This is a genomic window from Haliscomenobacter sp. (genome assembly GCF_041740695.1).
Classification (GTDB): Bacteria; Bacteroidota; Bacteroidia; order Chitinophagales; family Saprospiraceae; genus Haliscomenobacter.
The window spans coordinates 87618-101120 of sequence record NZ_JBGSLK010000113.1 but is presented as its reverse complement, the minus strand read 5'-3'; the positions used below and the strand labels follow the sequence as shown (position 1 = coordinate 101120).

Annotated in this window: 10 protein-coding genes; 7 read left to right on the top strand and 3 right to left on the bottom strand. The window is 48.7% G+C overall.

Annotated elements, in window-relative coordinates; all coding sequences use genetic code 11:
• The first annotated feature begins 242 nt into the window (after positions 1–242).
• The gene (locus tag ACEW9O_RS22800; protein WP_373552520.1) at positions 243–914 is read left to right on the top strand and encodes a TatD family hydrolase; all 672 of its coding nucleotides are present in this window, start codon (positions 243–245) and stop codon (positions 912–914) included.
• Positions 911–1636: a ThiF family adenylyltransferase gene (locus ACEW9O_RS22795; RefSeq protein WP_373552519.1), complete on the top strand. Its 726-nt coding sequence runs from the start codon at positions 911–913 to the stop codon at positions 1634–1636. The genes ACEW9O_RS22800 and ACEW9O_RS22795 overlap by 4 nt, the downstream gene beginning before the upstream one ends.
• On the opposite strand, the gene ACEW9O_RS22790 is transcribed toward ACEW9O_RS22795, so the two are convergent.
• On the bottom strand, positions 1633–2001 hold the full coding sequence (locus ACEW9O_RS22790) for a DUF4870 domain-containing protein (RefSeq protein WP_373552518.1): 369 nt from the start codon (positions 1999–2001) through the stop codon (positions 1633–1635). The genes ACEW9O_RS22795 and ACEW9O_RS22790 overlap by 4 nt on opposite strands.
• A gap of 407 nt (positions 2002–2408) precedes the next feature.
• On the opposite strand from ACEW9O_RS22790, the gene ACEW9O_RS22785 reads away from it, so the two are divergent.
• From ACEW9O_RS22785 to ACEW9O_RS22775, 3 genes are all read left to right on the top strand, one after another.
• Positions 2409–2762, top strand: coding sequence for a hypothetical protein (locus tag ACEW9O_RS22785; protein WP_373552517.1), 354 nt, complete (start codon positions 2409–2411; stop codon positions 2760–2762).
• 134 nt (positions 2763–2896) lie between these two features.
• Positions 2897–3790 carry an EamA family transporter gene (locus ACEW9O_RS22780; protein ID WP_373552516.1) on the top strand — a complete coding sequence of 298 codons (894 nt, stop codon included), beginning with the start codon at positions 2897–2899 and terminating at the stop codon, positions 3788–3790.
• A 42-nt stretch (positions 3791–3832) separates the two neighbouring features.
• Positions 3833–5221 carry a glycoside hydrolase family 30 beta sandwich domain-containing protein gene (locus ACEW9O_RS22775; protein WP_373552515.1) on the top strand — a complete coding sequence of 463 codons (1389 nt, stop codon included), beginning with the start codon at positions 3833–3835 and terminating at the stop codon, positions 5219–5221.
• Positions 5222–5471: 250 nt separating this feature from the next.
• Here the strand turns inward: ACEW9O_RS22775 and ACEW9O_RS22770 are convergent, their stop codons facing one another.
• Positions 5472–5978, bottom strand: a complete 507-nt coding sequence (locus tag ACEW9O_RS22770; RefSeq protein ID WP_373552514.1) for a DinB family protein — start codon at positions 5976–5978, stop codon at positions 5472–5474.
• A 403-nt stretch (positions 5979–6381) separates the two neighbouring features.
• Positions 6382–9780, bottom strand: coding sequence for an amidohydrolase family protein (locus ACEW9O_RS22765; RefSeq protein WP_373552513.1), 3399 nt, complete (start codon positions 9778–9780; stop codon positions 6382–6384).
• Positions 9781–9890: 110 nt separating this feature from the next.
• Between ACEW9O_RS22765 and ACEW9O_RS22760 the strand changes: the two genes are divergently transcribed.
• Together ACEW9O_RS22760 and ACEW9O_RS22755 are read left to right on the top strand one after the other, a co-directional pair.
• Entirely contained in the window at positions 9891–11786 is a 1896-nt protein-coding gene (locus ACEW9O_RS22760; protein WP_373552512.1) for a von Willebrand factor type A domain-containing protein, read from the top strand.
• A gap of 280 nt (positions 11787–12066) precedes the next feature.
• Positions 12067–13503: a GntP family permease gene (locus tag ACEW9O_RS22755; protein WP_373552511.1), complete on the top strand. Its 1437-nt coding sequence runs from the start codon at positions 12067–12069 to the stop codon at positions 13501–13503.

Sequence of the window (13503 nt, the reverse complement as noted above, 5' to 3'; positions counted from 1 at the left end):
AATGGAAGGCCAACACACCCACACGATCACACTTCACACCCACACCCATTCTTGCGGGCCAACACACCCACACGATCACACTTCACACCCACACCCATTCTTGCGGGCCCACACGATCACACTTCACACCCACACCCATTCTTGCGGATAAATCCGTGGGTTGGCGAGGTTTTTAGGCGATGGAAGCCTAGCATACCCACACGATCACACACCACTCTTCATACTTTAAAGAATATCCTTTCTTGCTGATCGATTTTCACAACCATCATTTGTCTTCTTCACCGGATGTTTTGAGCATACGCTCATTTCATCAGCGGGAGCAGGAGTTGTTTGCGCAGTGGGCAGGCCCTTGTTCGGTGGGCCTGCATCCCTGGTTTGTATCTGAGGTGGATGGGGTGCAGGATGAGCAGTGGGATTGGCTGGTGAGGGTGGCTCGGGAAGAAAAAGTGTTGTTGCTAGGCGAATGTGGGCTGGATAAATTGCAGGGGCCGGATTTGGTTTACCAGCAGTTTGTTTTTGAGCATTGTTTGTCTTTGGCAGAGCAATTGCAAAAGCCAATGGTCATTCACTGTGTACGTGCTTATGAGGAATTGTTTACTTCCGTTCAAAAAATAAAACCTACGGTTCCGCTCGTCATTCACGGATTTGCCCGCAAAGTTACTGTGTTGAAACCGCTGCTGGAACGGGGTTTTTATGTTTCTTACGGTGCGGCCATTTTACATCCCAACAGCGCCGCCGCCCAAAGTTTGGCCCAAACCCCGTTGGAAAAGCTTTTTTTGGAAAGCGATGATAAAATGCTGCCAATTGCCGACCTTTACGCCCGCGCCGCCCAAATCAAAGGCATGTCAATCCAGGAACTGGAAATCGCGCTGCAAAACAACTTAAATAGACTTTTAAGGCAATCAAAACAATGAGCACAGACAATTGGCTGATCAGAACTGAATTGTTGATCGGGACGGAAAAAATTGAAAGTTTGCGCCAGGCCAACGTTTTGGTGGTCGGATTAGGCGGGGTTGGGAGTTTTGCTGCCGAGTTTTTGTGTCGGGCTGGAATAGGAAGGATGACCATTGTTGATGGCGATGTGGTAGATGTGAGCAACAAAAATCGCCAGTTGCCAGCGCTCAATTCTACCCTTGGTCAGCCCAAAGCAGAGGTGATGGCACAACGCATGTTGGACATCAATCCTGAACTAGAACTACGGGTAGTCCAGGCTTTTCAGCAACCCGATTTTATGGAAGAGCTGGTTCGAGGTGGCTTCGATTATGTCCTGGATTGTATTGACAGTTTTCAACCCAAAATCAATCTGCTGGTGCAATGCCTGGATGCCAAGGTAAACCTGATCAGTTCGATGGGGGCAGGTGGAAGGGTGGATCCTTCTAAAGTGAAAATTGACGACGTTTTCCGCTCTTACAATTGCCCTTTTGCCCAACAAACCCGCAAATTTTTGCGCCAAAGAGGCATCAAAAAAGGATTCCCGGTGGTGTTTTCAAGCGAACTCGTCATGCCCAATTCCCTGCAACTCACCGCAGGAAGTGCCTATAAAAAATCCTATTACGGCACTATTTCGTATCTGCCAGCACTGTTTGGCATCCACATGGCGAGTTATGTCATTCGGAAATTGAGCGGCCTGCTTTAATCTTCGTCGGAATATCCTCCAAACAAGCGGCTGATGTTGAACCAACTTTGGAAGTAAGGTCCAAAATAGGGAATAATGGTACGGTAGCTTTGTACCGCCCCCATAAATCCAACCACCCACAAAAAGAAACAGAGGATCAGGCCCATTAGCCAAAGCAACCAACCCATGTAGGGAATGGTGCTCAAAAACAACAATAGTGCCAAGGTAAGGTAAATGCCTCCTGCCTGGCGAAGATGAAATGCAGCATACTCTTCTTTGCGCACAATGTGAATCACAAAAGCCAATACCCACCCAATCGGCGTGAGGTAAGCGAGTACACCCGTTAGAGCAGCTAGTGTAGTAATCGAATGACTTCGATGGTCCATGAACGATTGTATTTGGTGATTTTGGAGTTTCAGGGCGTAAATATACCGGATATTTTGTAGTCCGATGCGCTAATGCGTTCAAGAATCTACAAAATAAAATTTCGCTACTCGCCTTCATTCAGAATTTACTCCCTAGATTGGCTTATACACCTAACCTAATGCCTAATTAAATAAGGAAGGCAGAATAAAACCTTTTTTCGATCAAAAAAAGACCTTGGTCGGATAAATAATCATGTTAGTCGATAAAAATAAGCGTTTGGTCGATGTCAAATCGATCGTCGGTCGACCATTTGATCTAGCCCATTGCTTTTGTGGATCAGAAGGGGGCACTTTTGCGTTGTATTTGAGGATCTAAAAACAAATCAGTCCTAGACCCAAATTAAATTTTAATCGCAATCCCTGATATCATGAAACACAAAATCAAATTTGGATTTTCAACTCTACTCGTTTTGGCCATTTCAATGAATTTTGCCTTGGCACAACAATCCAACCAACCAGAAAAACCAAATGCTTCCAGTGCTTCGGAAGAATACCAGGCTTTGAAAAAGGATTGGGACAGCTTCCAGGCTAAGGCTGAAGTTAAAGCGGTTGACCCTGCTCAAAAACCAGCGCTGGAAAAAGCGTACAATGGCTTGGTAGAAAGATTGGAGTACATCTGTGAAGGCATCAAACCCGCTCCAAACAAGGCTCCAGTAAAAGTCGCTACTTCAGCCACGCCAAGTGACAAACCTAAAAAAGAACAGGTTTCAGCGATGAAATAATGGTTCTTTGCGGGTTTCCCACTGGGATCAATTCGAAAGGGTGCAAAGATCAAATAAAGTACATTCAGTAATTTCCTGGTTTTTAATGATCTTTGCGCCCCAACCCACGGATAAACTCCTGGGATCACCAACTCATGCGCGAACGTTACCTCATCATCGCTGCCTTTGCCACGGTATACCTCGTGTGGGGCTCCACTTATTTGGTCAACTACCTGGCCATCCTCGAGATTCCACCTTTTTTGATGTCGGGCACTCGCTTTTTGACGGCGGGACTGCTTTTGTTGGGCGTAGCCGCCTTGCGCAAAATCCCTTTGCCTACTCTGGCACAATGGAAAAATGCGGCCTGGATCGGTTTGATGTTTATGGCGCTCGGCACTGGCTTAGTGGTATGGGCGGAACAATGGGTGGACAGTGGCATGGCCGCGCTATTGGTATCCTTTGAACCGCTCATTGTGGTGCTGCTGTTGTGGATCATGCGAGGACAAAATCCTCAGTTGCACAGCCTGCTGGGAGTTGCTTTGGGCGTAGTGGGTATGTTTTTGTTGGTCGGGCAGCCTCAAATCTCGGCAGATCGTGAAACCCTCATTGGCGTAGGGGTGATTGCCATTGCGCTGTTTGCCTGGGGTTATGCGTCTATTTACATCGGTCGTGCCAATTTGCCCAATTCCAAAATGCAATCGGCAGGTATGCAAATGACCTGTGGCGGGATTTGGTTGCTGATCATGAGTTTAATTTTTGGCGATTACAAGCAATTCGTGTGGGAAAAACTAACTGCACAAGGCATTTTTTCCTTCTTCTACCTGATCGTGATGGGCTCTCTGCTCGCTTTTTCGGCGTTTAATTATTTGTTGACCAAAGTTTCACCCGAAAAAGTCGCGACCACCAATTATGTCAACCCAGTGGTGGCAATGTTCCTCGGCTGGAGTTTGAACAATGAACAAGTGACCACCCGCTCCCTCATCGCTGCCGCGATTATGCTAACCGGGGTGTTTTTTATCAATGGGAACTTTGGGAAAAAGAACGTTTAGCTCCTCTTTTTTCCTTACACTTGTTGTCTAAAATACACCTACATGCACATCAGATACCAAATACTGAGTGGCATTCTGCTGCTCTTTTCCCTCAGCCTGCAAGCCCAAATCCAGTGCTGGACGACCCACCCGGCTAGCCGACAATTTTTACAACAATCTACCATCACGAGCAGCCCGGCTCAAGGCAGCGAAACCCTGCCCGCCATCTTTATCGATAGCCTCAAAATCTACCAATCCATGGATGGTTTTGGTTGCACCCTCACGGGTGGCAGCACCCAATTATTGGCCAAAATGAGTGCCGAAAAACGGGGGGCTTTGCTCAAGGAATTATTCGACCCCAGAGCACCTGGCAGCATTGGCATCAGCTATTTGCGCATCAGTGTTGGTGCTTCGGATTTGAGCGATCGGGTGTTCTCTTACAACGATCTTCCGAAGGGTCAAATCGACACACTCCTGGAAAAATTCAGTCTCGACCCCGAGCGCAAAGATTTTTTGCCGATGCTCAAAGAAATCCTGCGCATCAACCCGACCATCAAAATCATGGCTTCACCCTGGTCGCCACCTACCTGGATGAAAACGAACGGCAACTCCAAAGGCGGCGGCCTCAAACCAGAATACTACGCAGCCTATGCCCTCTACCTGGTCAAATACATCCAAGCGATGCAGAGTGAGGGCATCGTCATCGACGCCCTCACCATACAAAACGAACCCTTACACCCCGGCAATAACCCCTCCTTATTGATGTACCCGCACGAACAGGCGAATTTTGTCAAAAACCACCTGGGCCCGACTTTTGGCGAAAACTGCCTTAAAACCAAAATCATCATTTACGACCACAATGCGGATCGCCCTGATTATCCCATTGCCATCCTGAATGATACAGCGGCCAAAAAATTCATCGATGGTTCGGCTTTTCACTTGTACGGCGGCACTATTGATGCCCTGTCGGAAGTACACGCGGCCCACCCCGATAAAAACCTCTACTTCACCGAACAGTGGATTGGCGCCCCCGGCAACATGGAGGGCGACCTCAAATGGCACATCAAAAACCTGATGATTGGCGCCTCCCGCAACTGGGCCAAAACGGTGCTGGAATGGAACCTGGCCGCCGATCCCCAACAGAACCCACATACGGATGGAGGTTGCACCGAATGTTTAGGGGTAATTACCCTGAATCAGGATGAAGTGAAGCGCAACCCGGCCTATTACATTATTGCTCATGCTTCCAAATTTGTGAAGCCGGGGGCAAAACGGATTTATTCGAATACTACCCTGTCCCTGGCGAATGTGGCTTTTAAAAACCCGGATGGCAAAACGGTGCTGCTGGTGGTGAATGAAGGTGGGAATGAAGTGCGCTTTAGAGTGAATGTGGGAACAAAGGGGTTTACACATACTTTGGCGGCGGGGGCAGTGGCGACGCTGGTGTGGTGATGTGATTTCGATCACACTATTGTACATTTTGCTCGGAGGACATCAATTGCCCCTGGCTTCAGCCTGGGGGTATAGGAATACCCTCGGATTTGGGCTTTAGCCCTGTCTTGGAAATTAAGGCTTGGGCTAAAGCCCGAACAAAATGAAAATCCTAACCACGCGCTAAAGCACGTGGCAATTGATGTCCTCCGAATCTCTAAACAAAAATGTCCATTAGCATAGATTTCGATCTATGCCAAAAAAATTCACTTCAATTCTGCGCCACCCGTGCCATGTTGAAATAATTATAATCCGTCATCGGTGCATCCGTCAACCCTAGTACCCGCCCAATGGTAACGACCTGCCCCCGATGGTAAGTGCTGTGATTGAGCACATGCTGAAGGAACTCAAAGCGGGGCATTTCACCCGACACCCAAGGCGTCTCCAAATGTACTTTTTGCAATAGATCTGCTTCAGAAAGGTTACTCACATAGTGGTGCAAAACCTGAGACTCGATGATGATCCCAGCACAAACGGCATCAATTTCCAGATTTTCATTGCCATAGCGGCTGCCATTGGGTGCTTCTTCGGCAACCACCGAGTGCCAAAACTCTTCGACCGCCCAAATGTGGTTCAAAGTTTTTAAAATGCTGGGGAAACTGGAAGGAACTTCTGCCTGAAAAATGTCTTGAGGTTTGGTTTTTAGCCAGTCTACCAGGGTTTGATTGGCCCATACATTGTACGCTGCGTAATTGGTCACTAAGTGTTGTAAGCTCATCGGTGTTGATGTTTTTAATGTACATCAAAGTTAAGGGTGGGCTGTGTCAACAGTATGTCAGGGGTAGAAAGCGCTTGTGATTTTTTATCAAAATAAACTAAGCATAAGCAAAAAACCATACTCCAGGATATTTTTGTATTCTGGAAGCGAAGGACATGAATTGCCTCCAGCTTCAGCTGGTGGATACGAGGATACCCTTTGTTTTGGGCTTTAGCCCCAGCCTTAATCTTTAAGCTAGGGCTAAAGCCCAAAACTAGAGTCCACTACTTATCCACCAGCTGAAGCTGGAGGCAATTCATGTCCTCCGAGCAAAAGACCGGTAAAATAAACTTAGTCCTTTGTGCCCTCTATTTTTTTCTTTGTGCTAAAAAAATGTCGCTGTGGTCTTAATAAACCGCGATGTTTACTTCATCCCCGGAATCCCCATCGGCTGTGCCGCATTCCACTCCGGTGCCGGAGCAGCCTGCACCTTTGGATAGACCTCATTCAAAGTATCCCCTTCGTACAAGCGACCATTTTTCATGACGTACTTAATGGTATTGGTGTTGCGGATATTCTCCAGCGGGTTTTTGTCCAAAATGAGCAAGTCGGCCAGTTTCCCGGTTTCCAGTGAGCCTAGGTCTTTGCTCAAGCCAATCGCCTGCGCGCCAAGAATGGTAGCTACCCGCAGCGCATCGTGGGTTTTCATCCCCCCGGACTGTACCGCCCACAACTCCCAGTGGTAACCCAAACCCTGCAGCTGACCATGTGAGCCAATCCCGGCAATGCCTCCAGCTTCCACCAGCGCTTTGGCAAACTCAGCATGGCGGCTGAAAATGTGCTCCTCTGGCAAAAACCAACCTGGCCGACGCCGCGCTTTTTCGTCCAATTCTGCCTTTGGGGTAAAGTGATTGAGCTTTTTGTCACCCACTACATTTTCGGTAGCGTAGTAGTAGTTTTCAGCCCAAGGGCCACCGTAAGCCACCAACAAAGTAGGTGTATACGCCATTTTGGATTCTGCTACCAGCTTCACCACATCCTTGTAAATGGGGTAAATCGGGAAAGCGTGCTCATGTCCGGAGTAGCCATCCAACAATTGGCTCATATTGAGTTTAAAATCCAAACCACCTTCCGTAGTCGGCATCAATCCCTGCTCTTTGGCCGCCTGGATGATCCACTGGCGGTGCTGGCGGTTGCCGGTCAGGTACATCTTGATGGTCTTGGTGTTGTAGTACTCAGAGTATTGTTTGAGTACGTTGCGGGTTTGCTCCATACTTTCGAGGCGGTAAGCCCAAAAGCCGACTCCGGGGCCAGTTGAATAAATCCGTGGGCCCAGAATTTGTCCACTTTCCACCATGTCGCCGTAGGTGAGTACGTCGGTAGTGGCGGTTTGTGGGTCACGCGTGGTGGTTACGCCGTAAGCGAGGTTGGCATTGTACATCCAGGCCTGGCTTTTGTGCAAGCCCCAGTAAGGCCACATGTGCGCGTGGGTATCAACGAAGCCGGGAACGATGGTTTTGCCAGCCATGTCCATCACCTTGGCACCTGCCGGAGCTTTGATGGAACCCGCTTTACCCACCGATTTGATGCGGTTGTTTTCGATCAGGATGTCCCCTTTTTCAAATACCTCAGTGCCTTTCATGGTGATGATGCGGGCATTGCGCAACAAGACAACGCCAGTGGGTACATCGCGGGGTACGGTCACTTTCACCCGAATTTCACCGGCTTTGTAGGACTTGTCTTCTTCTTTCTTTTCGTCCTTTTTCTCTTCTGGCTTTTTACCTTCCGCTTCAGCCTTGGCTTTTTCCTTCTCCTGAGCCTTCTTTTCTGCCTTTAGTTGGTCTTCAACCACTTTGGCCTGGGCCAAATCATAGGAGAAATAGGCGTTGCCAATCGACCAGTTCACCCGTTTGGCGTCGGCAGTCCACTGCGGGAATTGGCCGCCGATTGTGGTCAATTTGCGCGCGGGAAATTGAGCACTTTCAGCTTTGGCCACCGAAATACTGGGCACTTCACCCCCGGTTTTAGGGACGGTTACTACATAAATTTCATTGTTGATTTGCACCAGGGCTTGGTCTCCTTCGGGTGCCATGGTAATCATTTCTGCTTCGGATGGTTTGGGCGTTGGTTCTGTTTCGCTGTTTACCATCAGGCAGTGGGTATGCCCCATTTCAGCCGGAAAAGTTGTGATGCCACTCACTTTAAGGTGTACTTTTTCATCGGTACCGTCCCAGCGAATGGACACCAGACCTTTGGTTCCACTGAACAGGTAAATGCGTTCATCAGCTTTTACGAAGTGAGGATTGCCCCGGCCGTTGGCGTTTTCAATGCGGGTGATCTCGCCACCATCGGCAGCGATCCAGCCCAAATTAGCGGCTGCACCGGCAAAGAAGGGGCTATAAGCGTCTTCAAATACTTGTGCAGGCCCGTAGTTGAACACAATGCGGTTGGTTTTGGCGTCCCAGGCCAAATCGGAATAAATTGCTCCAGATCGGGTCAGCTTGGTAGGGGTGCCGCTGGCTACATTCACCTTATAAATATGCCCTTCCTTGTTTTCCCAGGTGACGTAGGCAATGCTGTTGCCATCGGGCGACCATACGGGCATAGCTTCGGTGACATTGGCCGTGGTCAAGCGACGGGCAGTTCCTGCTGGGTAATCCATCACATACAAGCGATTGAGCACGGTAAAGGCCAGTTTTTTGCCGTCGGGCGAGATTTTTGGATCGCGGATTTGATTGGCGATCATCGTTTTTTCGTCCGAAATCGGGAAATCAAATTTTACTGCCGGGCCCATGCCGATTTCTGCATCCACTTCAAAAGGAATGTTCGTGGCATCCCCACCCTCGATGGGCAATTTCCAAATTTTGCCACCATAAGAAGCGATGACAAACTTCGAGTCGGGTGTAAAAGACATGGCCGGATAAACCCCCAATGGTGCTATCGATTCCTGCTCATCGCGCTGAACCGGATAGGCGAGCCAGGCTTCTTCACCAGTGAGCAGGTTGCGCTTCACCAGACCAGTTTGTTCGTTGAAACGGGTGCCGTACACCAGCCATTTGCCATCGGCGGAAAGGGTAGGGGTGAAGGCGGAGCCCACGCGCTCGGTGCGGGTTTCCAACTGTCCGGTTTCCCGATCATAAGTAGCCAATTGGTATTGGGGCAAAATGGCGTTGTAATTCCAGGCTCCGGTACGGCGCGAAAACCAGATGTAACGACTGTCTTTGCCAAAGGCTTGTTCGATGCATTTTAAGGTTTCGGGCGTTTTGATGAGTTGGGTGCCGCCACCGCCGTCTTTGTGGAACATGAAGAGTTTGAGGTTGCGACCACCTTTGGACACAATCAGGTAATTGCCGTCGGGCGTCCATTCCACCGATTGGTAGTTTTGGTCACTGTCTTTGGTCACTTGTACGGTGTCCTGTTTTTCAAAATCGATGTACCAGGCATTTTCGGAACCACTGCGGTCGGAGGTGAAGGCGATTTTTTTGCCATCGGGACTCCAACGTGGGTGGGTGTCGTAAGCCATCCCATTGGTCAGCTGTTTGGCTTTGCCACCCGCCATGGGGATGCTGTAAATGTCGCCCATGAGGTCAAAAGCGATGCTTTGCCCATCCGGGCTAACGTCGAGTGACATCCAGGTGCCTTCGTTGACCTGGAGTTTGATTTTGCGCTCAGGCTCCAGTGGTAGTGGTTTTTTGGAGTCCTTTTTAACGGCCACTTTGCTCGTGTCCTTTTTGGCTCCGGTTTCTTGTGCCTGCACGGCACTGTACCCCAGGCTGAGTAATCCCAGTAGAAGAGTAAATCGGGTGATGTAATTTGGTTTCATGTGTTGAATCAGTGTGTGTTAAAAAAGATAAAATTAGGGAAAGAAAATTTTTTTCAAAGTTTTTATGCATTCCGATATAGGACTGCATCCTAGAGAAAAATCACAAAGCCATGTTCAAAAAAAACATTCTCCTTGCCCTCTCTGTCCTACTCCTTGGATTTGTAAGTTTCCGGGGTACCGACAAAACCTATGAACTAAAAGGTAAAGTCACCGATGAAACCGGGCAAGGATTGCCCGGAGTAAGGGTATTGCTCAAAGGCCATGCGGCTGGTGCAACGACCGAACTTGACGGTTCTTTCAAATTAAATAGCCCCGATTCTTGCGCTACACTGGAAATCAGCTACATCGGCTATGAGGTTAAAGAAGCCAAAGCCTGCGCTGGCAAATCAGTAAATGTCAAGTTGAAAGCAAGTGAAACAAGGCTAGAAGAAATGGTGGTAGTCGCAGAAGATCGGAAATCGCGGGAACAAGAAAAGCCCATATTATCCAGAGCCAAAAAAGAAATGAGTATGGCCTCCCCAGGCATCGTGGGCTATACCCATAAAATGAGTGCCCCCCAACCCAACTTCAACACCGAAGATTACGACCGCATTCAAGAAAACCGCTTCCACCGCGCTACCCAGGAGCCTCAATCGACTTTTTCTATTGATGTGGACGCAGCTAGCTACAGCAATTTGCGCCGTTTCATTAACAATGGTCAGCGCCCACCAGAAGATGTGGTGCGCATCGAGGAAATGATCAATTATTTTGATTACGAATATCCAGAGCCTACAGGCAAACACCCATTCTCAATCACCACCGAAGTGAGCGATTGCCCTTGGCAGCCTAAGCATCGCCTGGTACACATCGGTTTGCAAGGCAAACATACCCCGGCTGAAAATTTACCTGCGGCCAACCTGGTTTTCCTGATCGACGTATCTGGCAGTATGAATGCCGCCAATAAACTCCCCCTGGTACAGACTTCCTTCAAACTCCTGGCTGAACAATTGCGTCCACAAGACCGCGTAGCAATCGTAGTCTACGCTGGCGCAGCTGGTCTGGTATTGGAATCCACTACGGGCAACAACAAAACCAAAATCAAAGAAGCCATCGACAAACTTGAAGCTGGCGGTTCTACTGCAGGTGGCGAAGGCATCCGTTTGGCTTACCAAACTGCCAAAGAACATTTCATCAAAGGTGGCAACAACCGCGTGATCCTAGCCTCCGACGGGGACTTCAACGTAGGAGTAAGTAGCGATGGCGAGCTGGTGCGCATCGTGGAAGAAGAACGCAAAAGTGGCGTGTACCTGACCGTGTTGGGTTACGGCATGGGCAACTACAAGGACAATAAATTGCAAAAACTGGCCGATAGTGGCAACGGCAACCACGCTTACATCGACAACCTGGATGAGGCCCGCCGTGTACTCGTGAGCGAATTCGGAGGCACCATGTACACCATCGCTAAAGACGTCAAGTTGCAACTGGAATTCAACCCGGCCGTGGTACAAGGTTACCGCCTGATCGGCTACGAAAACCGGGTGCTGAACAACGCAGATTTTGACGATGATCAAAAAGACGCGGGTGAATTGGGTGCAGGCCATAGCGTTACAGCCCTTTACGAAATCATCCCCGTAGGCATCGAAAGCAAATTCCTGGCTGCCGACAAAGACCTCAAGTACCAACAACGCGACCTGACGCCAACGGCCAACCGCTCGAATGAACTATTAACCGTAAAATTCCGCTACAAAGCTCCCGAGGCCGACAACAGCCAATTGATGGAAGAAGTGGTGATGGACAAAAAAACCAACCTGGACAAATCGAGTGATAACTTCCGTTGGTCGGCTGCAGTGGCCACCTTTGGCATGCTGCTGCGCAAATCCGAATTCAAAGGAGACGCAAACTATGAGCAGTGTAAAAAACTGGCCGCTGGTGCCCGTGGCAAAGACACCGAAGGGTATCGCGCTGAAATGATCCGCATGATCGAGTCCGTGGGCCTGATGGGCAAAACGGAAACGGCAGAGAAATAAATTGTAGAACTTATATCTTTTCTTTTAGCACGCTTAATATTGTGAAGGGTCAACATGGTTTCATGTTGGCCTTTTTTTATGCTTCAATCTCTCCACATGGGAACGTTCCCGATAACGATTGCGTAAAAAAATGAATGGAGGCATCATCAATCTGATCTTAGTATTCCCAACTTTGCACAAGTAAATTGTAGTTTTGATAAAATAAAATTTCCACTACTTGTGAGAAGGTAGTTTTTTTATTGGAAATTCCATCTCATCAGCTATCGCCTAAAACCTACACATGGATCCAATCATTATTGTACTCCTCGGCATTGGACTGGTTTTGTTTTGCATCATTGCACTGCGCCTCAATGCAGTAGTTGCTCTTTTGTTGGCTGCGATAGTGACCAGTTTGTTGACGGCTAAGGAACACATCTACAACTTTGCCATCAACAAAGGGTTATCGCCCGAAAAAGCTGAAGCACTGGCCAGCCAAGCTCTGGGTGAGCGCCTGGCCGATGCCTTTGGCAGTACCGCCGGAAAAATTAGCATTTTAATTGCTTTGGGATCCATCATTGGGGTAGCGCTGATACGCAGTGGGGGAGCGGAGCGCATCATCCGCAGCTTGTTGAATGTAGTTGGCAAAAAAAACACCTCGTTGGCCTTTTTAACGGGAAGTTTCACCCTGGCCATTCCGGTATTTTTTGATACTGTTTTTTACCTCATGATTCCACTGGTCAAATCCCTGAGCATCCGCAACCCGCGCAAGTACAGCCTTTACCTGATGGTGGTGATTGCGGGGGGCGTAATGGCGCATTCCCTGGTGCCACCCACTCCGGGGCCTCTGTTTGTAGCCAAAGAAATGGGCATTGACCTGGGTTTGATGATGGTGGTGGGGATCATTTTTGGGATCATCACCAGCTTCGCAGGGTATTTATATGCCCTTTGGGCCAATCACAAATGGGATTTGCCGATGCGCGATACCCCCGACATCAGCATCGAAGAGCTGAAGGAAATTGCCGATAAAAAACAGGAAGATTTACCTTCCCTCTGGTTGTCTTTGCTCCCGATTGTATTGCCAATTTTGCTGATTACCGGAAATTCATTTTTGGAGATGTTCCTGGACTCCAATCTAGACGGCTTAACTGCGTTTCAATTGCAATTGGTTAAACTTTTGAATATTGTAGGAGACAGCAATATTGCCTTATTCATCGCTGCCCTGATTGCCATGTATTTGTTGTGGAGCAGGCTGAAAAATGTGGAGTTGTTCAACCAACAAATTCAGGAGTCGCTGATGAGTGCCGGGATGATCATTTTGATCACTTGTGCTGGTGGTGCCTTTGGCCAAATGTTGCAACAAACCAATATTGGCATGCGCATTACCGATTTTACGGGGAGCGCTCAATCTGCCATTTTACCCCTGGCTTTTTTCCTCACGGCAGCAATTCGCACGGCGCAAGGCTCGGCCACCGTGGCGATGGTGACCACCATTGGGATTGTCAACGGGTTTGGAGGTGAAAATGCCTACCCCTTTCACCCAGTTTATTTGGCGATCGTCATCGGTTGTGGTTCCAAAATTTTCCCCTGGATGAACGACAGTGGCTTTTGGATCATCTCCAAAATGAGTGGCATGACCAACAAAGAAAGCATCCAGCATTTTTCTTACCTACTCACAGTGATGGGTTTTGCTGGTTTGATTTCGGTGATGATTCTGGCGCGCCTGTTTCCCATGGTTTAA